At 75.4% G+C, this 21,655-nt stretch carries 11 protein-coding genes; all 11 read right to left on the bottom strand.

Features of this window, described 5'->3' with window-relative positions; translation table 11 throughout:
• Nucleotides 1–372: 372 nt before the first annotated feature.
• From ACN260_RS14775 to ACN260_RS14725, 11 genes are read right to left on the bottom strand one after another with little or no spacing between them, the layout of a single operon-like run.
• A complete protein-coding gene (locus tag ACN260_RS14775) occupies nucleotides 373–3,804 on the bottom strand; it encodes a DUF6519 domain-containing protein (RefSeq protein WP_422756512.1) in 3,432 nt (1,143 codons plus the stop codon).
• The gene (locus tag ACN260_RS14770; RefSeq protein WP_422756511.1) at nucleotides 3,801–5,924 is read right to left on the bottom strand and encodes a hypothetical protein; all 2,124 of its coding nucleotides are present in this window, start codon (nucleotides 5,922–5,924) and stop codon (nucleotides 3,801–3,803) included. The genes ACN260_RS14775 and ACN260_RS14770 overlap by 4 nt, the downstream gene beginning before the upstream one ends.
• Nucleotides 5,921–8,377, bottom strand: coding sequence for a putative baseplate assembly protein (locus ACN260_RS14765; RefSeq protein ID WP_422756510.1), 2,457 nt, complete (start codon nucleotides 8,375–8,377; stop codon nucleotides 5,921–5,923). Before ACN260_RS14765 ends, ACN260_RS14770 begins: the two co-directional genes overlap by 4 nt.
• Nucleotides 8,374–10,752, bottom strand: a complete 2,379-nt coding sequence (locus ACN260_RS14760) for a baseplate J/gp47 family protein (RefSeq protein WP_422756509.1) — start codon at nucleotides 10,750–10,752, stop codon at nucleotides 8,374–8,376. The genes ACN260_RS14765 and ACN260_RS14760 overlap by 4 nt, the downstream gene beginning before the upstream one ends.
• On the bottom strand, nucleotides 10,749–11,111 hold the full coding sequence (locus ACN260_RS14755) for a GPW/gp25 family protein (protein WP_219461715.1): 363 nt from the start codon (nucleotides 11,109–11,111) through the stop codon (nucleotides 10,749–10,751). Before ACN260_RS14755 ends, ACN260_RS14760 begins: the two co-directional genes overlap by 4 nt.
• On the bottom strand, nucleotides 11,108–11,452 hold the full coding sequence (locus ACN260_RS14750) for a hypothetical protein (RefSeq protein ID WP_422756508.1): 345 nt from the start codon (nucleotides 11,450–11,452) through the stop codon (nucleotides 11,108–11,110). Before ACN260_RS14750 ends, ACN260_RS14755 begins: the two co-directional genes overlap by 4 nt.
• Nucleotides 11,452–11,958: a phage baseplate assembly protein V gene (locus tag ACN260_RS14745; RefSeq protein WP_422756507.1), complete on the bottom strand. Its 507-nt coding sequence runs from the start codon at nucleotides 11,956–11,958 to the stop codon at nucleotides 11,452–11,454. The genes ACN260_RS14750 and ACN260_RS14745 overlap by 1 nt, the downstream gene beginning before the upstream one ends.
• On the bottom strand, nucleotides 11,955–13,106 hold the full coding sequence (locus ACN260_RS14740) for a hypothetical protein (protein ID WP_422756506.1): 1,152 nt from the start codon (nucleotides 13,104–13,106) through the stop codon (nucleotides 11,955–11,957). Before ACN260_RS14740 ends, ACN260_RS14745 begins: the two co-directional genes overlap by 4 nt.
• On the bottom strand, nucleotides 13,099–13,521 hold the full coding sequence (locus ACN260_RS14735) for a hypothetical protein (protein WP_422756505.1): 423 nt from the start codon (nucleotides 13,519–13,521) through the stop codon (nucleotides 13,099–13,101). Before ACN260_RS14735 ends, ACN260_RS14740 begins: the two co-directional genes overlap by 8 nt.
• Nucleotides 13,518–14,162 carry a hypothetical protein gene (locus ACN260_RS14730; protein ID WP_422756504.1) on the bottom strand — a complete coding sequence of 215 codons (645 nt, stop codon included), beginning with the start codon at nucleotides 14,160–14,162 and terminating at the stop codon, nucleotides 13,518–13,520. The genes ACN260_RS14735 and ACN260_RS14730 overlap by 4 nt, the downstream gene beginning before the upstream one ends.
• Nucleotides 14,159–21,637 carry an eCIS core domain-containing protein gene (locus tag ACN260_RS14725; RefSeq protein WP_422756503.1) on the bottom strand — a complete coding sequence of 2,493 codons (7,479 nt, stop codon included), beginning with the start codon at nucleotides 21,635–21,637 and terminating at the stop codon, nucleotides 14,159–14,161. Before ACN260_RS14725 ends, ACN260_RS14730 begins: the two co-directional genes overlap by 4 nt.
• Between the last annotated feature and the right edge of the window lie 18 nt (nucleotides 21,638–21,655).

Genomic DNA, 21,655 nt, shown 5'->3' with positions numbered 1-21,655 from the left:
CCGGAGTGGCCGGGCCTGGCGAAATATTTGTCAGTCGGGAGCGGTTTGTCCCGCCGATTCTTTTATGTGCGACGGGCCAGCGCGAATTTAACGGTCGCGTCACCGCTTATAAACCTGGTTGTGGTCCCGGCGGCGGAGGTGACCGGGCGGGTGTGCGACGGGCGGTCCGACCCGCAACCCGTGCCCCGCCGCCGCCGGTGCCGAAGCGCAGACGACGAACGGGGCGGACCCGAAGGCCCGCCCCGCCGCTTGTTGGCGACTACCAGAGGATTTGAACCCCTAGACCACATCTGCGATCCGCAACCGCGCTAAGTGGCAGTCACCATGAGCGTAGGCCCGCCTGCCGGCCGGTGCAGTCGCCCTTGTGACAGCTCAACTGACGTTGCCGGTGCTGCGCGCACCCCCGCTCACCTGGATGGCGCCGTTCAGCGAGACGTTGTCGGTGACCGACCACAGCCGCTTCGCCGGAGCCCCCGACCAGGACGGGTTGCACAGGATCGCCGGCTCGCAGTTCTGCACCAGGTTGTCGCGGATCGCCATGATGGGGCCGCCCGCGGCGAAGGCCCAGATGCCGACACCCGTCCCGGCGGCCACCGAGATCCGGTTGTCCGAGACGAACACGTTGCGGACGCTGCCGATCTTGATGCCCCGGATCGTGCTCGCGTTGCGCCACCACGCCTTGTAGAGGTGGATGTCGTTGCCGGTGACCCGGATGGTCCGGGCCTGGATCGGCGGTCCCTTGTGGTATGACACACCGATGTGCACGCCCTCGGCGATCTGGTCGATGCGGCAGTCGGAGACCTCGACGTCACCGACGACCGTGCCACCGCCGATCACCACCGCACAGGCCCCCACCGACACCTCCGCCGCAGCGGTCAGCTCCTGCCGGTAACCGCCGGCGTACCTCTCGCCGAAGGCCGGCTCCAGCAGGATCCGGTCGGCGACACCGCGCAGGTGCCGGGCCGCCGCCGACGGGGTCTGCACCGGACGTGACGGGGGCGACGCCGCCACCGCCGCCTCCCAGGCGCCCTGACTCAACGCCGAGTCGAACCGCAGGCTCGCCCCCGGCACGGGCAACGCCACCTCGCGGCGGTCCCTGGCGATCCCGTCGGCCTCCCGCACGTCGATCCCCTCACCGACCAGGTAGTCCCGCAGCGTCTTGCGACCCTCGTCGGTGTCGAAGATCCGCCCGGCGTTCTGCCCGAGCCGCCCCTTGAGCGAGGCGAGCTGCCGCTTGTACGAGGGCAACTGGGCCGGGTCCTCGGTGGCCACGTCCGCCAGCCGCAGCACGTACGCCCCGGCGCCCTGCGCGGTGCGCAGCTCCTCGGCGGTCGGCGGGCGCAGCGTGGCCAGGGTCTTCCACTCGCTCAGCGGGACCATCGAGTTCATCCGCACGCCCCACCGGCCGACCCGCAGCGCCGTGTTCCACTCACCCGTCTCCAGCCGGTCGTCCCGGTCCAGGACGAGCCGGCCCACCAGCTGGGTGGCGAGCTGCCCCCGGAACTTCTCGTCCTTGACCAGCTCGGCCAGGGTCAACGAGGCCGGCCGGGGCGGGCAGGAGAACCGGCACCGGGTGACCACGGCGTGGTCCGGGTTCACCAGCAGCACACCCTGCTGGCCGTGACCGACGAGGAAGTCCGAGTCGAGCACCCGGACCTTCCCCGGCGGGGTGCCCTGGTCGTTGCGCACGGTCAGGCAGGTGCTCCGCGGCGACGCGCCGGCCACCCCGGTGAGCTGGCACTGGTCGATCGTCACGTCGGCGCAGTTGATCGCCGAGACCGGCCCGAGCCGCCCCTGCACGTCGGCCGGGCCCGGCGTCTCCACCGCCAGCTGCGCCACCGACACCGTGCCGCAGTTGACGAACATCAGGGCGTACTCCTGTCCCTGCACCCGGATCCGGCTGGCCGGCCCGCTGCCCAGCACCCGGATGTTGGCCCGGCCGGTGAAGGTGACCGGCACGGTGCTGGTGTAGAGGCCGGGGGCGAAGCAGATCAGCACGTCCCCGGCGGGCAGCGTGGTGAGCGCCTGCACCCAGTCGATGCCGGGCCGGATGGTGATCGTCGCCCAGCCACCGGTGGCGGACGCGGCGAGCTGGTTGATGGCGGCCTGCACGGTGGTCGCCCCGGAAAGCGACGGCCGCCCGGTCGGGTCGTACGACACCCGGTCGGCGCGCGACAGCGCGCCGGTGAACGTCACCGGCAGGTGGACCGGCTGGCCGGCCTCGTCGAGCAGCTGGGCGGTGACCTCCTGGCTGGCGGCGGCGGAGTCGAGCTGCCAGGCACACCGGGCCCGCCCGTCGGTGCCCGTCTCCACCGTGACGGTGCTGGCGGTGACCGCCCCGGCGGTGACCCGGCCCGCCCCGCCGGTGACGGTGAACCGGACCCGGGCCTTGGCGACCGGCTGGCCGCCCATGGCCACCCCGGTGACCAGGTCGTGCCCCAGCGGCACCAGGGTCGCCGGGTTGCCCGGCACCGGCACCGCCTCCTGGCCGTCCCCGCCGAGCAGGCTCAGCGTGGCCTGCCCGGTCAGCGGGGCGAACACCGGCCGGCAGTCGCGCAGCACGCTCCACTGGCTGCCGTCCCAGCTCACGACGCCGATACGGCCGTGCGCCCGGCGCGGCCCGTGCGGGGTCTGCGCGACGGGCGTGGTGCCGACCCGGGGCCACTGCACGTCGTGCACCGCCGAGCGGGCGGGGAACGACCACCAGTCGCCGGTGCGGAAGGTGCCCGCCGCCGAGAACCGGATTTTGATACCGAGTTCCAGGTCCAGTTCGCCGCCGCCGGCCGGCACGGTGCCCCGGCCGTCCCAGCGGCGCACCCGGGGCCGGGACGGGAAGTCGGCCCGGTCGAGGCTGCCGGTGGCGGTGCCCGGCCGGATCACGATCCGGTCCCCCTCCACCCGGTCGACCTGCACGAGCGTGCCCGGCAGGGCGTTCTGCTCCCGGCCGTCGTCGGTCAACTCCACCCAGGAGCCGTTGGTGAAGCCGGCGCTGCCGTCGCGGCCGGGGACCTTCACGGTCAGCACGTCCACGTCGATGCTCTCCCAGGTCGCCACCGTGGCGGCGTTGTCCCGGGACCAGACGTACCCGGCCGTGCCGGGCGCCCCGCCGGTGAGGATCTCCACCCGGTAGAACTGGTTGTCCAACCCGGTGTACGGCGACCCGGTCGGGATCACGCAGTCACCGCCGGAACTGCCCGTCGGGTCGGCACGCACCGCGAGGGTGCCGGTGGAGGGGGCGGTCAGCTCCGCCCAACCGGGTGGGGTGTCCGCGCAGCCGACCGGGATGTTCGGTGGCCCGACGTGCAACAGCCGTACCTGCCACACGGTCCGCAGCCGGGTGGTGGTGTCCGGCCCGCCGAGGGCGACCTCCCGCAGCGCCGGTTCCTCGATCGCCGTCACGTGCTGCGACCACACCTGCAACCAGGCGGCGTACACCCCCGGCGGCACCGGGGTGCCGGCGGCCAGCCAGGTGCCGTCGGGCTTGCGGACGAACGGGCCGGCGGCCGGCAGGTCCGGCTGGGCGAACACGGAGACCGGCGTGTCGTTCTCGCAGAGCACCCCGTCGAGGTAGTAGCGGCCGGCCGACAGCTTCAGGTCGGCCCCGCCGGTCAACCCGAACGCCCCACCGACCAGCGGCGCACCGGCGGCGCCGACCACGTCGGTCAGCGCGGTGGCCCGCAGGTGCGCCTGGATGTCCTGCTGTTCGTTCCAGTCCGCGTCCAGGTCGACCCGGCCCTGCTGCTTGCGGACGCTGGTCGCGTGCCGCCGCTGGTCGAACGTGACGCGGCTGATGTCGCCCTTCATGGTGTGGTTCCTCCGGTCGGCAGGACGGGCAGGGCAGCGGCCACCCGCCCCAGCGGCAGGTACTCCGCCAGCGCGAGGGTGAGGTTGTGCAGGCGTTGCGGGGTCAGGGCACGACGGAACGCCCCCAGCTCCGCCCCGGACTCCGCCCCCGTACGCAACTCGGTGGCGGCGGTGGCGGCGAGCCGGCCGTAGGTGGCGTCGCCGTAGCGGGTGCTCGCCCAGGCCGGCCCGACCCGGGTGGCCACGTCCGGGTCGTCGGGGTGGGCCTGCTGGGCCAGGTCCGGTTGGCAGCGGTAGCGGCGCGGGGTGACCGAGCCGGGCCGCAGGTAGCTGAACCGGACGTACCCCTGTTGCCGGCGGGCCACCGTCACCGGCTGGTCGAACAGGCAGTCGGTGGCGGTCAGCACCCGCGCCGTGGTGGTGCCCAGCACCGTCACCCCAGCCAGTTCCGCCGCCGCGTCCCCGGCGGCGACCGGGCCGTGCACCAGCGTGTCCGTCACGGTCAACGGGCCGTCGGTGGTGGTCAGCGCACCCGTCACGCAGCGGTGCACCACCACCCGGGTCCGGTCGTTGCCGGCGGCGACGGTCAGCCCGGTCGCCGCCGGCCCGAGGGTGCAGTGCCGCAGCTCGACCAGGCCCAGGCCCGGCCCGCCCCCGGCGGGCGCGGTGACGGTCACCGCCCCGGCCACCAGCAGCCCGTCGACGACCAGCTCACCCGGACGGTCTCCGACGCCGCCCCCGGTGACCGCCAGGGTGCCCAGCAGGCACGGCCGCACCCCGACCGGGTCGAGGTCAGTCTGCCGGCGGGGCCGGTCCGGCGGCCGGGGCCACTGCGCGGCCAGCACGCTCAACCGGCTGCCCTGCCCCACCCGCACCGCCAGGTTCTCCCGGTAGCGGTGGCTGTCCAGCACCACGATCCGGCCGGTGCCGCCCGGGTGCGCGGCCTGGAAGTCGTGCCAGGCGGTCACCGCCTCACCCAGCGAGGCGACCACCTCCCCGGCCCGCGGCGGCTCGGTCACGCTCACCGCGAGTTGCCAGTCCACCGGCCCGTCCGCCGCCCCCAGGTCGCCCCGGCGCGGGTACGGGCCGGCGCCGACGTCGGCGCTGAACGCGTACCACCAGGAGACCGCGAGGCGGTGCACCGGCCGGCCGGCGGCGACGGTGATCCGGCCACGCACCGGGTCCACCCGCACCACGCTGCCGGTCGGCAGCTCCCAGCCGGCCAGGTCGCAGATCCGCAGCAGGTCCAGCGGCACCGGGCGCAGCTCGTCGGCCGGGGTCGGCTGGATCCACACCACGAACGACGGGTCGTCGTCGCGGAACCAGCGCCGCTGCTCCGCCGACGGCGGGCTGTCCGAGGCCAGCGCCGCCAGCTCGTCGCGCAACGGTCGACGGCGCAGCGGACCGGGCACGTTCGCCTCGTCGGCCCGGTGGTCGATGTCCGGCTCGGTCACCGTCGGCCCGGTCAACTGCCGGCCCACCCCCACCGGGTCGATCCACCACCGGCCGTCCGACGGGGTCACGACCGGCGCGGCCGTCGCCCGGTCCAGCCGGTACGACGGCAGCGGCCACACGTACAGGCCGATGTGCCCGATGTTGGGGCGGCCGGTCCCGGTGTCCATCGCCCGCACGTCGACCGTCCGGCAGACCGTCTCGAACGGCCCGCCGACCAGCTCCAACGGCGCGGCGGCCCGGATCGACGCGGTGGCCGGCGCGTCCCGGACGTGGTTGACGTGCTGGGTGGCCACCAGCCGTTCGAAGAACTCGACGACGGCGGCGCTCCAGCCGGTGTTGGCCCGGGTCAGCTCCTCCAGGGCGGCGGCGGTGCCCTTGCGGCGGCGGAACCGGATCGTGTCGGCGACCCGGGCCCGGTCGGACAGCCCGCCGCCGTCAACGAGCGGATGCAGCTGGCCCGCCCCCACCAGCTCACCGAGATAGGGCACCACCCACTCGGCGCAGGTCTCCACGAACCAGTCGTCGGTGAGCTGGTCGATGTCGGCGTCGAGCGCGGCGGCCTGGGTGGCCAGCACCTCCACCAGGGCGCGCAGCATCCCGCCGGCCGCCTCGTCCCGGCTGCGCAGGGCGGCCGGCAGCAGGTCCCAGATCTCCTCGACCCTCACGATGCCTCCAGCAGGGTGACGTCACCGGCGTCCACGGTGAGCAGATCGGCGGGCAGCAGCACGTCACCGACCCGACGGGCCGGGGCGGCGGTGATCACGTCGAGCCGGGCCGGCGACTGCCCGGCGTCGTAGAGCAGCTCCAGCACCACCGCCGCGACGCCGGGCACCCGGTGCAGCAGCGCCTGCACCTCGCTTGCGCGCACCGGCTGGGCGTAGTCGCGGGCGTCGAAGCTCAACCCGGCGACCAGCGCCGCGCGGGCGGCGGCCGAGACCGCCGCGAACCGGTACCCGGGGGCCAGCAGCAGCCGGGCGGTCACCGCCACCCGGCGGCGGTGGTGACCGAGGATGCGCACCGGCACCGCCGCCTGGCGGGCGGCGTCCAGCGCCCGCAGCAGGTCGGCGCGGACCGCCGCGTCCGGCGGGATCTCCGCCCCGTCCGGGCCGGCGACGGTGAGCAGGACGAGTTGCCGGGCGTCGTCCCAGACCAGGTCCGCGCGGGCCTTGCCGATCCCGGCGAAGGCACGGGCGAAGTCGGCGTGGTCGGCCAGCGAGACGACCCGGCCCAGGGTGCGGACCGCCAGCGGCGCGTTGCGGCGGGCCCGGTCCACCCCCTCCGGGTCGTCGGCCCCGGCGGCCGGCACCGGGTTGCCCACCTCCATCAGGCCCAGCGGCCGCGACAGCGGGATCGTCAACCGTCCCGGCGCGAGGTCGGCCGACCGCCCGACGCCGCTGCGGTAGGTGGCCACCACGTTGTCCCGCCCGGTCGGCAGCCGGGCCCCGGTCAGGCCGTCGCCGAAGGTGACCGTCACGACGCCGTCGTCGGCCCGCCGGACGGTGTAGACCCGGGCGGTGGGGGCCTGCCCGAGCAGGGCCGGCACCTCCTGCCAGCGCACCCCGTCGACCCAGACCGCGAGGGTGGTGCGGGATCCGCTCGCGGTCGCCGCCGGCACGTGGGTCAGCGGCGCGTGCCGCAGCGTGAACCGGGGGAACGCCTGCCGCGCGTCGCCGCTGCCCAGCACCTCGGCCCGGCTCTCGCCGTGGGTCGCCGGTGTCACGTTGCCCAGCACCCGGACGCTGTCGCGCCGGTAGCGCCGGGTCACGTTCGCGGTCAGGTCCACCGTGGTCGCGTCGCGCACCCGCAGCACCGTCACCACCTCGCCGACCGGCCCGCCGTCCGGGTCGACGCCGGTGAGCACCAGCGGCCGGCCCGGTTCCAGCCCGGGCATCGGGCGGGCCAGCTCCAGGGTCGCGGTCGCGGCCAGCGGGGCGGTCAGCGGCGCGGCGGCCGTCGGGAGCAGCCGGCTCCCGCCGAGCACGGTGGTGCTACGGCGGGTGAACGTGTTCGAGTCGCCGCCGGCCACGGTGACCCGGGTGGTGCGGGCGGCGATGCCGAAGTCGGCGACCGGCGACTCCGCCACCGCATCGACCCGACGCAGCTGCGCCACCCCGGCGGTCTCCAGCACCAGCCACGACCCGGCCACCACCGACGGGTACGACTGGTCCAGGTGCAGCGTCCGCTCGGCGGCACCCAGCGGGGCGTCGACCCAGCTGTCCTTGCGGGTGGCGTACGCGCCCGGCAGCACCTGGTTGGTGCCCGGGTTCAACTCGCCGACCCGCAACGCCACCGGCAACGCCGCCCACGGCTGCGCCTGGTGGCCGAACAGCGCCGCCCGCTGCGTCAGCAGGTGCACCTGCACCTCCCGGCCCGACTGGCGCAGCTCCGTGCCGAGCGGCCGGGCGGTCACCGCCGCGTCCAACCCGACCACCGTGTACGCCGGCACCACCGCGCCGCCGTCGGACGCGGCCACCACCCCCGGCAGCACCGTCGTCGCCGAGCGGACCCGGCGCACGTCGTACCAGTCGGGGCCGAGCACCAGCAGCGCGGTGCCCGGGGTGAGCACCGTGTCGACGCCGGCCAGGTGCAGCGTGTCGTCGCCGGGCCGGGGCGCGCGGGGCGCGGTGACCCGCAACCCCACCGCGTTCAGCTCCGGGCGGGCCAGCAGCGGGGCCACCGTCTCGAAGACCTGCGGCAGCTCGCCGGGGCCGGGCACGCTCTGCGCCTGGCTGCCCACCGGGATCGGCACCCCCTCCGGGGCGCCGGGGGTGGGGGTGACGGTGAACGACAGCCACGTCGTCGCGGCCACCCCGGGGCGCAGCTCGTAGCCGATCGCGCGCGCCAGCATCAGCACCGAACCACGTTCGGTGGCCGTGCCGAGGAAACCCTCGTTGGCGATCCGCTCCTGGTAGAAGGCGAGCACGTCCAGGGTGGTCGCCCAGGCGTGCAGCAGCGCCACCGCCGGATCGTCGACCTCCCGGGTGGTCAGCCCGGCCAGCTCCGGCCGTCCGGAGAGCCGGTCGACCAGTTCGGCGGCGAAGTCCGCCTGCCGGCCCAGCCGGTACCCGATGGCGGCCCGGCCGGGCGGATTGGGTTCCCGACCCACTCGTGACGTCACAGTCCACCTACCAGGTCGAGGTGCAGGATGCCGTGCTCCGGCACGCTGGGATCGTTGTCGAGGCGGATCACCTCGGTGTCGCCGGCCCGCAGCACCCGGGCGTCCAGTTCCGCTCCGGCGGCCACCCCCACCGGGTGCAGCTCGGTCACCCTCACGTCGGTGACCCCGGGGACACCGACCGCGGCGGCCAGCAGCTGGCTGACGTAGAGCGGGGTGCCGAAGCTGAACCGGTCGGGGTGGAAGAACCCGCGCCCCCCACCCGGCAGGTCCCGGGCGGAGAAGAGGTCCAGCAGGGCCCGGCGCACGTCCGAGCGGAACGCGCCGCCGGTGACGCACACCCACAGCCGTAGCTCCACCGGCAGGTCCACCGGGTCGCGCAGTTGCAGGTCGTAGCCGGCGACCCGGAACCGGTCGAGCCGCCCGGCCAGCCGGCGGGCCAGTTCCGGCTCGTCGGCCAGCCGCTGTCCGCCGGTCAGGTCGAGGGTGAGGAAGACCGTCCACCAGGAACCGGTCCAGCGGACCCGGGCGGTGGCGTTGGCCACCTCGGGCAGCCGCCGCGCCGCCGCCACCCAGTCGGCGGTGGTGACCGCCCGTTCCTGGGTGGCGAAGGCGACCGGGGCGTGCTGCCGGGCGTGCTCGACGTCCTCCGGGTCGGTGCCGCCGACGGCGGGCAGCGGATTGGTCGCGGCGAGCAGCCCGACCCGGTCGGTGACCAGGGTGGTCAGCGCGTCGTGGCCGAGGTTGCCGGCCGCGCCGCCACCGCGCCACCAGGCGACCTGGAAGACCGTGCCGGCCGGCGGCCGCCGCCCCGACACGTCGTCGCCGAAGCGCAGGCTCACCCGGCCGTCGCGTTCCCGTTCCGGCACGAAACCCTGGTCGAAGCGGTCGGCGTTGAGCAGGTCCCGGCGGGGCCGCCAACTGCCCTCGGTGGTCTCCAACCGGATCAGCGGCACCGCGGCCCGCGGGTCCTGGTCGAGGGCCTGGCTGGCCGGGGTGTCGGTGGTGAACGGCACCGCCGCGGCGACCGGCTCGTCGGTCAGCACCGGCCGCCACCGGTGCTCGGCGGCCGGCGGGAGCTGCCCGGACACCGCGCTGGCGTGCTGGACGGCGACCAGGTTGGCGCGGGCCACCGCACAGGTCACCAGGTGGTCGGTGCCCGTGCCGGCGACGGAGGCGGTGACGGTCAGCGGAAAGGCCAGCCGGTCGGCGGCGCTCCACCCGACCTCCAGCACGGCCACCCCGGTCACCGGGTCGGTGGTGGGGCGTACCGACACCAGGCGGACCACCTGCCGGTGGGTGGGGTCGGCGTCGGCGCGTCGACCCGTGCGCGGGGACAGCACCTCCTCCAGCAGCAGCAGGTCACCGGCGGCCAGGCCGGTGGCGGGCAGGTCGACCAGGGTGGCCCGGGTCGCCCCGGCGGGCAGGCCGCAGTCCCGGCCGCCCCACACGTACAGGGCGATCTCGTTGCGGGCGGCCCGGGGGGCGAGCGGAGTCAACGTCTCAAACCCGGTCGCGCCGCCGGCCAGCAGCGCCGTCGCGTCGGCGGGTCGTACCGCCGGGGTGGCCCGGTCGGCGGCCAGCACCGGCGTCCCGGCGGGCAGGCCCCGGCTCTCCACGTCCGATCCGGCGGCCACCCGCACGCTGAGCCAGGCGCGGGCCGCGCAGCCGTCGTGCACCGCGTAGTCCAGCAGCCGGGCGTGCCGGCGTACCGAGATGCGGCTGCGGGCGGTGCCCAGGTAGGCCTCGGTGCCGGCGGCGTCCTGCCGGTAGGACAGCCGGTCGGCCACGTGGGCCAGCGCCTCCACCACCGTGACCAGCGGGTCGGCCGGGTGCCGGTCGACACCGCCGGGCAGGGCGGCCAGCCGGTCGAGCATCAGCCGCCGGAACCCGGCGTAGTCCTTGGCCAGGTAGTCGGCCGGCGCGGTGGTCGCCGGTGGTGGCGGCACCGGCGGGGCGGCCGGCGCCGGGTCCAGATCGCTGGGACAGTTTGCCTTGAAGGAGAAATCCTGCGCCGACAGCACCGGGTCGAAGCCGGGCGGCACCCGGTCGTCCACCGCCGAACGAACCAACCGCAGGGTGTACGGGGAGAAGTCACCGGCCCGGTCCACCCGGACGGTCAGCTCCGCCCCGGCGGCGGTGACGCTGAGCACCCGTACGCCGGTGATCCGGACCCCGCCGTCGACCACCACGTTGCCCACGGCCAGCGGCGCACCGGCGGGCACTCCGCCGCTCTGGCCGGGCAGCGGGTGCAGGAACCCCACGTGCAGCAGCCGCTGGTCGGCGGCGTCCACCTCGACCCAGTCGATGCCGTTGAACGCGCTGCCCGGCCGGGCCACCTCGGCCCGCCGCTCGTCGTCGTCGCAGCGCACGCTCATCCCGCACCCCTCTCCACCGACACCTGTGCCGGGCGGCCGGTGGCCCGCAGCCGGTACCCGACGTGCACCCGCACCGCCGCCTCGGCCAGGTCGACCCGGACGTCGTCGACCTCGATCAGCTCGCCGAGCCAGCGCTGCAACGCGCTGCGGGCCTGCAACTCGGCGGTGCCCACCACCGCGTCGTCGACCGGGGCGAACAGCAGCTGGCCGAGGCCGGCGCCGAAGTCGGGCCGGTTGACCCGCTCCCCGGGCGCGGTGAACAGCACCGCCTCCACCAGGTCGGCGACGTGCCGGTCCGGGCCGGCCAGCCCGGAGCGGCCCCGGTTGTCGGGCCGCCACGGAAACGCCGGGTACGTCATGACGCCACCGCCCGGACCTGGACGCCGGCCACCGTCGGTGGACCCTGCGGGATGCCCTCCGCGCTGACCCCGAGCCCGACGCTGGTGCCGAGCACCGGCGGCTGCCCGTTGACCAGAACCCGGGCCGCCGGGGTGGTCCACTGGAGCTGGACGCAGGGCTGCGGTTTGGTGCCCGCGCCCACCGGCACCTGGAAGGTGCACCCGGTGACCGGGTACGCGTCGGTGGCGGTGACCACCGGCAGGCCGCCCACCAGCACCCGCGCGTTGCCGGTCTGCGGGGTGACCGGGCCGGTGTGCGGGCAGGTCAGCACGGCACCGACGTGCAGCAACGGGCCGGGCATCAGGTCACCGTCAACGCGGTCTGGTTGACCGCCACGGTCGGCCCGACCAGGGTTACCGAGGCGCCCTTGCCGTTGGAGATGACGATCCCGGTGTCGTTGATCGAGATCATCGCCCCGGTCAGCGTCTTGAGCAGGATGCCGCCGGTCGGACCGGGAGCGTCGGAGATCATCAGGGTGGCCTGGCCGGGGGTCTGCAACACGATCGGCGGGGTGGGCGGCGGGGCCGACGACACCAGCGCCGGGATCTCCGCCTTGGAGCCGTACCAGCAGCCCGTCCAGATCGGATGGTCGGCGTCGCCCTGCTCGAACTCCACCCACACCCCGGTGCCCGGCAACGGCACGGCGAACATGCCCGCCTGGATGCCGGCGAGCGGGAAGCAGGGCATCGCCCAGCTCGACGGGGGGAGCGTGACGTCCGGGACGGTCACCTGGATGCGGCCCTGCTGCAACGGGTCGAGGTGGTTGACCACCGTGCCGCGATACTTACCGTAGTACCTCGTCGTCATGGCTGTGCCCTTCCGGAGGTGGAGACCTGGGCGTTGCGGCCGAGGGTGAACCGCTGCTTGACCTCGCCCGCCCTGACCGTGGTGGTCACGCTGCGCACCACGTACTCGCCGTCGTAGGCGCGGCCCGCCCCGCGCACCCCGACCAGCCGGCGGCAGCGCAGCAGCCGGCCGTAGCGCAGCACGTCCAGCGAGCCGGACCCGGTGATCACGTTCGCCGACTGGGCGGCCCGGGCCAGGCCCCGGGCGAGGGTCTGCACGACGTCCATCCGGGCGGTGGCGTCGTCGGTGCCGTCGGGGTTGGACCGCCCGACGTTCATCCGCCGGTACGACAGCGGAATCGGGATCTTGCGGCCCAGCGGCGGGTTGAGCGGGCTGACGTCGGGCACCGGCAGCGGAATCGGCACCCGTACCTGCTCGGGGAACGCGGTGAGCAGGTAGACGGTCTTCTGCACCCCGTCGAAGGAGAACGACAACGACTCCACGTTGGAGCCCGCGTCGGCGTTGACCGTCAACGCCGGCTGGGGCTGACCGGCACGCACCTCCGGCCCCCAGTAGGCGGTGTTCATCCCCGGGGTCGGCCCCGGCTCCAGGTAGAACGTGTAGCCCACCTCGTCGGCGAGCTGCGACACGTACGCGAAGGTGGTGCCGCGTACCGCCGGGATCCGCTGCACCGGGTTCGGCGCGAACACCAGCACGCTGGGCACCACCATCGGCACCACCCCGTACGCGGCGAACGGGGCGAGCAGGGTCAGCACCCGGGCCTCCGCCGGCATCGGCATCGGCAGGTCCGACAGGTCGATCAGGTCCATCATCTGGCTGACGTCCACCCCGGTGAGGGTGAGCGTCGACGCGCCCGCGTCGTTGCTGCGGGCCACGTCGTGCCGGGTCACCACCCCGTCGGAGAGCACCTGCGGCCGCCCGTCGACGTGCAGCACCAGCAGCACCCGGGTCGGCGGGTCCAGGCTGCCGTCGGCGAGCATCCGCTCCACCAGCGACCCCCGGCCTAAGGCGAGACGCAGCTGGAACCCCGAGCGTTGCCCGGCGTTCTGGGTGACCTGCGCCTCCTGCACCGCCGCCACCAGCTCCATCGGGGCCGGCCGGAAGGTCAGCGGCCCGATCAGCACCTGCAACCGCACCCCGCTAGGCATCGAGGCTCCCCGGGAACCCCTCGGGCAGGGCCACCCGGACCACCTGGCCGGGGCGGATCAGCTCCGCCGGGTCGAACACCCCGTTGGCGTCGCAGAGCTGCCAGAACGCGGTGGGGTCGCCGACCGTACGGGCGGCCAGCAGGTCGACCCGGTCCCCGTCGGCGACCGGTTCCCAGCCGGCGGTGGCGAGCCGCTCGGCGGGCGGCACGAACCGGCGACGCAGGTGCACGATCTCCTCGCCGGTGTCCGGGTCGACGGTGACGGTGGTGCCCACGGCGGCGTACCGGCTGTCCGGGGCCACCGCCCCGGGGGCCGGCGTGCCGACGCCCCCCGCGCCGGTGGCGGCGAAGAGGGTCTCCGCTACCCGGCTCTGCGCGGCCACCAGGGCCGGGTCGGTGTCGGTCGGGTCGCTCATGGCAGCCGGTCGATGCCGAGTTCGGCCAGCCGCCCGCCGCGCGCCCGCCCGGCGAGCTGTTCGAGCTGCTGGTGGGCGGCCATGGCCAGGCCACCGGCCCGGCCGTCGGTGCCCACGTCGTTGACGGTCAGCACCCGCAGACCCAGCCGGATCTTGGCGCGGATCGGGTTCAGCATCGGGTCGAACGCCTCCTCGGTGATGGTCAACTCGGTGATCCGTACCGGCCAGAGCCGGCGTCGTCCGAAGGCCAGCAGCACCAGCGGCGCCGGCGGCGGCACCACCTCCAGGGTTCCGGCGGCCAGCAGCGCCGCCGCGTCCTGCACGGCGGCCAGGCTGGGGTAGGCCAGCGACTCCAGGGCGGCCAACTGCGCGGTCAGCCCCAGCTCCACCGTCTGCGGGTCGGTGAGCTGGTCGGCGGCGTCGAGGTCGGCCTCCAGGGTGAGCGTCTGCACCGGCGGGCCGGTGATCCGCAGCGCCTCGCCCCTGGCCCCACCCTCGGCCCCGGCCGTCTTGAGCTGGAAGCCGCGGGTCAGCGCGTCCGGGTTGTACTGGAGGGTGATCACCCGGCGGCTGCGCCCGCTGTCCGGGTCGAGCACGACCAGGCCGGCGCGCAGCAGTCGGGGGCTGAGGGGACTGGTCACGGGGTGCCTCCAGAGGTGGGACGCCGCCAGCGGATCCGCTCCGCCACGGCCCGGGTGATCCGGCCCTGCATCAACAGCGGGTCCAACCCGCTGAAGTCGACGGTGCAGTCGGTCAGCTCGGTGATCCGGATCTGCCCGGTGGACAGGCCGAGCCCGTCGAAGAGCAGGTTCACCCGGGCCACGGTGGCGCTCTGCAACGACACCGGCCGCAGCCGGCCCGGCCGGCCGACGCCACCGGCGGCCCGGCGTACCCCGCCGCCGACGGCGAGGTGCACCAACGCGTCGGGGGCCAGCACGATCTCGTTGCCGCCGCCCAGCGGCAGGGTGATCTCCCGGGGGTTGTTGACCGACAGGTCCACGTCGACGTTGCCGATCGCCAACAGGCCGGGTGGGCCGCTCGACGGTTCGTCGCTCTGCACGTCGGCGATAGTGTGCAGCAGGTCGTCGCGGGAGGCGGCGGTCGGTCGCAGCAGCCGGTTGAGCCGTACCAGGTGATCGGTGCGGGCCTGGCTGACCTCGCCGGTGTCGAGCTGCCACCGCAGCACGTCGACGTCGGTGTCCGGCGGGGGAGCGCCCTCCGGCGCGACGCTCGGCAGGTGCACCCGGTAGACCAGGTCGTCGCCCTCGACGATGAACCGGCCCGGGGTCCACCACGGCAGCGCGCCGGTGAGCCGCCGGTAGTCGACCGCCCCGTCGCGCAACGTCAGCCGCACCTCCCAGCTGCGCTCACCCCACAGGAACCCGTCGTGGGTGACGTCGAAGTCGATGTGCCCGTTGAGGCTGTCCAGCACCTCGCCGATGCGGTAGGCGTCCAGCACCCGCACCAGGGCGTCCCACTTCCCGGCCAGCGCCGCCCGCCGCTGCGCGCTGGTGGTCCGGGCGGGCGGCGGGGCCGGGATCGGGGAGCCGCCGCCGAGCATGGTGGCCAGGTCCAGTACGAACCGGGCGTTGCGGATGTCCAGCGACGGCAGCTCACCCGAACCGCTGGTCAGGTCGTGGGTGAGGTCGCCGAGCAGCCCCTGCTCGACGAAGACGTACAACCCGAGGCCGCCGTCGGCGAAGGTCAGCCCGGTCACCTCGCCACCGCGGACGGAGATCCGCCGGCCGGGGGCCGCCGTGCCGTCCGGCCCGGCCGGGTCCTGCTCGTAGCCGATCGAGGTGAACCTCAGCCCGTACTCGGGGCGGCCGGTCGGCGCACCGAGGAACAGCAGTTGCCGGCGCGGGTCGGCGGTGACCTGGGCGCTGATCGCGGTCAGCGTGGGCTGCGCCAGGTTGAGCCGCAGCCCACCGTGGTCGAGGAAGTCGACGCTGAGCCCACCGGCGGTGAAGTCGGCAGTGCCGCCGGACAGGAACGTGCCGATGTCGAAGCCGACCCGGGCCGCCTCGATCGCCCCGATCCGCAGGCCGCCGAGGATCCGCATCCCCTCCGCCGTGCGGGTCGCCTCCACCAGGAAGCCGTCCTGCCCGGCGGCGGGCACCAGCCGCAGTTCACCGAGCACCGCCTCGACGTCCGGGTTGAGCCGGATGGTGGTGCCGTCGTGCAGGTCCACCAGCAGCCCGCTGGCCCGGGTCTGCTGCACCACCAGCTCCCGCAGCAGCAGTCGGCGGAACCGGCCGCCGGGGGTGCCCGCCGGCCACAGGTCGACCCGGGCCCGCACGCTGATGCCGAGCAGGCTGATCGCCCCCGCGCCGGGCGGGATGCGCAGCCCGAGCGCCGCGCCCTGCCAGTTCAGCGCGTCCACCGAGATGGTCGCCAGGCTCAGCCCCGGCTGCCCGTCCGGGCCGATCTCGATCCGGTCCGGGCCGATGCTGACCACACCCGTGTCCAGCCCCTGGATGCCGACGTGCTGGTCGTGTTCGCCAGGCCGGGGCCCGACGCCGAGGTGACCCTCGCCGCCTACCACCCGGGCCTGGATCCGTCCGCCCCGACCGAAGGCGAGAGTGAGCTGGGCGGCCCACAACGCGCCGTCGACGTGCAGCCCGGCGTCGATCCGGCCGGCGATCTCCACCCGGGTCACCCCGGTGGTGAGCCGTCCGGCGGTCACCCCCGCCGCCGCCGACCAGCGCAGGCCGCGCAGGTCCACGTCGAGGATCTCCAGCGGTGGCCGGTCCGGCTGCCCGGCCGGGACCGGTTCGGGCCGGCCGAGGCCGACGTCGAGCACCCCGTCGCGGTAGCGCAGGTCCCGCCCGGTGATCCGGGCGATGCGCAGCCGTTCCAGGTGCAGCGCGGCGGTGGCCGGGACGACCCGACCGGCGGCGTCGCGCTGCTCCGGCGTGCTGTCCCAGCGTCCGCTGGCGGTCAGCCCGTCCAGCACTGTCGGCCCCCGGGAGACGATCCGCCCGTCGCCGGCCCGCCAGTCGATCGCGCCCAGCTCGATGCGGGCCGGGCCGACGTCCTCGAAGCGCAGCCCGCCGGCCCGTTCGGTGACCAGCCGGCCACCCAACCCCGCCCGGCGTACGGTGACCGCACCGTCCGGGGTCCGCAGGGTGGTGTCGGTGAGGGTCAGCCCGTCGAGCTGGATGCGTTGGCTGTCGGTGGGGTCGCTGACGATCCGGCCGGTCACCGGGTCGACCTGGTGCGGCCCGGCCCGGATCAGGTCCACGGTGACCGAGGCGGCGTTCGGGGCGGTCGGCCGGCCGCCCACGGTGCCGGTGATCGTGGTCGGGCCGCCCTGCACCGCCCGGGAGACCACGGCGAACCGCAGCCGGTCGAGCTGGCCGACGGTCAACCGCCCGTCGTAGGTCAGCCCCTCGTCGGTGAGGTCCACCGTGAGGTCGCGCAGCCGCACCCCGATCAGCGCCCCGGAGACCACCTCGACGCTCATGCCCGGTGCCGGGTCGGTGACGTCCATGCCGATCCGGTCGGCGTCGATCCGGTCGATGACCAGGTTGCGGACCAGCGCGCCACGGACCTGCCGGCCGGCGGCCGTCACGCCGGTGCGGACCTGGACGTCGAGGCTCATCCGACCGATCCGGGTGCTGCCCCGGGCGTAGACGCTGCGGCCGGGGGAGTTCCACGCCAGCCCGGTCAGCTCGGTCTGCTCCACCACCAGGTCGGGCAGGCGCAGGTCGTCACCGACGGGCAGCACCCGGCCGTGGATCGCCTCGCCGGGGGAGCCGTCGGCGCGCACCGGTGCGGTGAAGGCGATCCGCCGGGCCTCGACGCCCGGCCCGGAGAACCCGGTCACCGCCAGCTCACCGACCCCGAAACGGACGGCGGTCCGGCCGATCGGCAAACGTGCGGCGGCGGCCGGGCCGGCCAGCTCGGCGGGGAGCACACCGCCACCGACGGTGTCGAGGTCGGCGCGCACCCGCAGCCGGGACGCCGCCAACCGTTCCACGGCGGTGGCCCCGGCGCGGACGTCGGTGGCGGTCAGCTCGGCCAGCCGCACCTGCACGCCGAGGGTGGCCGGGTCCAGGGTGACGTCGAGCCCGCCGACGCTCAGCCCGCCGACGGTGACGCCGAAGTACCGGCGGGCCCGCTCCCGCAGCAGCTGGAGCTCCTGCTCCTGGGCCCGGGTCCGGTGTCCCGGCAGGTACCGGCCGGCCGGGTCGACCGGTTCGGCGGCCAGCGACTCCAGCTCCCGCAACCGGTCCAGGTCGGTCAGCCAGCGGGTCAGCTCCGCCCGTCGGTCCGCCCAGCGGGGCTCGTCGGGCAGCGCGGCGAGCTGGGCGGTGACGTCGGCCCGGGTGGGCAGGTCCCCGGCGGTCAGTCGCAGCGCCGGTGCGCCGGCCGGGCCGGGCAGCAGCCGTACCCCGGCGAGGGTGGCCGACCCGGTGCTGCCCCGGGCCGTCGTCGCCGCGTCGGCGGGAACGCGGTCGCGGCGGAACCGGGTGATCAGCTCGTCGTCGGGCAGGTACTCCCCGGCGCGCGACGGCAGGGACGCCTCGGCGTGGATCGGGTCGATCTCCACCCCGGCGGCCTCGACCCGGCCGGTCAGCCCGGTGACCCGGATGCCGCCGACGTCGATCGCCCCGCCGACGGACTGGCGGAGCTGGTCGGACAGTTCCACCAGCCGGCGACGTTCGGCCTCGGACAGTGACTCGGCGTGCCAGCGGTGCCGGGCCTCCAACCGGTCCAGTTCCCGCTCGGCCGGCTCCAGCGTGGTGAGCTGGCTGTCGACGGCGCGCAGCCGCTCGTCCAGGGCGGCGCGCCCGGCCCCGGTGGCGGTGTCGCGGCGCAGCCGCAGCGACTCCCGCTCGGCGCGCAGCCGGGCCGGAAGGCTGGTGGCCACCCCGATCAGCGTGCGACCGACCTCGATCCGGCCGACCTGTTGCAGGCCGGCGAAGGAGAGCCCCTCGGCGGTGGCGCTGGAGAAGCTGACCCGCAGCGAGTGCATCATCGCCACCGCGTCGGTGACCCGCTCGCCGACCGTCCGCGGTGGCCGGAACACCCCGTCGGTGAGCAGTCCGATCGTCGCGTTGGCCAGTGGGGTGAAGATCTCCCCGGCGGTCAGCGAGGTGAACTGCTGGGCCAGAAACGGCGCGCCGGCCGTGTACGGGGCCAGCAACGCATCGCTGATCTTGGACAGGAACGGCAGCCCGCCGTAGAACGAGATGACGTTGTGCAGCAGGTGGATCAGCGGATCGATGATCGGGATGCCGACCCAGCCGTGCCGGCCCGGCTCGGTCACGTTCTCCTGCCCGGTCGCCCCGGCCCGGAAGGCAAGCGTGGACAGCCCGAACCGGGTCAGGCCGAGCAGCCCGCCGGGCAGCCCGTCGCTGGCGTACACCACGTCGGAGACGCTCAGCGCGCCCATGCCGGCCTGCGCGCCGACCGGCCGCTCGTAGCCCCGGTCGGAGAACGAGGCGACGATGTCCAGGTCGGTCAGGGTGACCCGGCCGGTCCGCAGCGAACTGCCGGTGAAGGTGCGGTTCACCCCGTCGAGCTCCAGCCGGGGCAGCCTGATCCGCAGCACCCCCTGCCGGGCGTCCAGCGACAGCGACAGCCGGTTGGCGCGTTCCCGGTCGGTGTCGCGCAGCCGGGCACCCCCCAGGTCGCCGCTGATCCACTGGGCGTCGTGCAGGTCGAACTCGTCGACGGTGACCTCGTCGGTGAACAGGCTCAACCCGGTGCGGCTGAGGAACAGCAGCTTCAGCCCCACCGCGACCAGCCGGGCCAGGTCACCCACCACCGTCGGTAGGCCGTCGGTGCGCAACGACTCCGGGTCGAACGAGGGCCGCCGGGTCGCGTGGTACAGCCGCAGCTCCGCCACCAGCGTCGCCAGGGCGGGCAGCAGGTCCGCGCGGACCTCCCGGGACCGCAGGAACACCCACCGCCGGTCGTCCAACGCGTACGCCTGGATGATCAGCGACCGCAGCTCGGTGACCCGCCCGGCCCGCCAGAGCCGGTCGTCACGCAGCCGGTCCCGTAGCTGGTCGCGGGCCTCGACACGGCGCGGCCCGGAGATCGCGGTGACGGCGAGCGAGGCGCGCATCTGCGGGGTCATCCCGGACTGCATCCGGGCCCACCGGTCCGGATCCTCGGCGGCCAGCCGGGCCTGGTCGGCCACCGGCAGGCTGCGCACCAGCTGGAACGCCAGCCACGCCTCCCGGGGGTTCACCGCCCAGTCGGTCAGCCCGATCGCGAGCAGACCGCGCGCCTGCCGTTGCAGGTGCGCCGGATCGCGCAGGGCGAGCAGGTCCAGCAGCTCGGCCCGCCACATCTCGTGGGTCAGGTACGCGTCCGGCAGCGCGCCGACGATCCGGTCCAGGTCCCGCAGCGCGTCCAACCGGTGCACGGCGGTCCGCAACGCCTCCCGCCCCCGGGCATCCGGGCCGGCGGTCGCGCCGGTCGGCCGGTCGTAGCCGATCAGCCGGCGGACCAGCTCGACGGCGTTCACCCCGTCCAGGCCGCCCTGCACGGTCCGGTGGATGTCGGCGACGAGCCGGTCGGCGTCGACCTGCCCGGCGCTGCGCCGCCGCCGGTCCAGCGGCTCGGCGAGGGTGCCGACGCCGGTGTAGCCGCCGCCGAGCACGTCGGCGGCGGGAATGTTCTCCTCCAACCGGTCGAACCAGCTGCCCTGGTCGAGTTGCCGCCACCGGTCCTGGGCGGCCAGCGGCAGGCTGCGCAGCAGCAGGTACGCGAAGCGGGCCTCGTGGTCGCGGATTGCCCAGTCGAACAGCCCGTACGACAGCAGACCCTCCACCCGGGCCAGGTTGCGGTGCTCCGCGCGGGCGGCGAGGACGACCAGCAGCCGGGGGCCGAGCGGCGCGTCGACCCGCTTCTCCTCCCACGGCACCTGGTCGAGCAGCGTGTCGAGGTGGCCGCCGTCGTCGAGCTGGCGGACCGCGTACCGCAGCCGGGGCCCCGGCTCGGGCGGCCCGGCGGCGGCCGGCGCGGTGGTGGCCGGGGTGCCGGCGGTGGGTGCGGCGGGGGCCAGGTCGGCGAGCTGGCGCAGCGCGTCGTCGGCCCGGCGGTCGTCGATCGACCGCTGCACCTGGCGCAGCCGGGTGGCCAGGTCGGTGTCCCGGTCGAGCCGTTCGTCGTCGGCCGACGCCCCACCCAGCGCGGTGACCTGCTCACGCAGGGCGTCGGCGTCGCTGCCCGCCGGGGGCCGCTCGGCCAGCAACGCCCGGAAGTGCGCCCTACGGTCACCGGCCAGCAGCTCCCGCAGCACGCCGGTCCGCAGGGCCCGCAGCACGTTCAGCGCGGTGCGCCGCTGCACCGGGTCGAGCCCGTCGGTGTCCAACCCGTGCACGTTGTCGGCTTCCAGCACCCGCAGCAGGTAGGGGGTCTGCCCGCCGAGGGCGGCCAGCGCGGCCCGCGGGTAGGCGCGGTGGTGGTCGTCGTCGAGGTTGCGCGCCAGGTCGGTGCGCCGGGCGGCGGGCAGGCTGTGCACCAGGCTGCGGGCGACCACGAACGGCAGGGTGTCCAGGATGCGCAGGCAGCCGCGTACGTCGTCGCCGGAGACCCACAGCCCGTCGAGCAGGTCGATCATCCGGGCCCGTTCCGCCCGGTACCGGCGGTCCACCAGCGCGCCCAGCTCCGCCTCCAACGGCCCGGTCGTGGCCTCCTCGGCGGGCGCGCGGTCGGGGGCCGGCGGGGTGGCCGGGCGCGGGGTGGCCACGGCACCGGTGTCGGCGGCGACCGCGCCGGCCGGCAGCCACGCCACCGGCCGCCACAGGGCGCGCCCGGCCGCCGCGGCGTCGGCCAGCGCCCGCGCCTCGGCCTCCGGGTCGGCCACCTGCCGTCCCGGGTACGCCGTCGGGCCGCCCGCCTGCGCCAGGTGCCCCAGCTCGTGCACGAGCAGGGCCCGCCCGGCGGCCCGGGACGGGTCGAAACCCGGGGCCAGGTGCACCACCTGGTCGGCCAGCAGCCCCCGCGCGCCGTGGTTGGCGGCCCGGCGGCCGTCCCCGCCGAGGCGTACCCGCACCGCGTCGGGGCGCAGCCCCAGTGCCGGGGCGTACCTGTCGACCAGGTCCCGGGTCAGCGTGGCGAGGGCGTCGTCGCGCGCCGCGACGGGTTCCGTCACCGGGAGCGGAGCCCGCCG

The organism is Micromonospora sp. WMMD708 (genome assembly GCF_049315245.1).
GTDB lineage: Bacteria > Actinomycetota > Actinomycetes > Mycobacteriales > Micromonosporaceae > Micromonospora > Micromonospora wenchangensis.
Note: the sequence above shows the minus strand (reverse complement) of the source record. Positions and strands in the feature narration are given on the sequence as shown.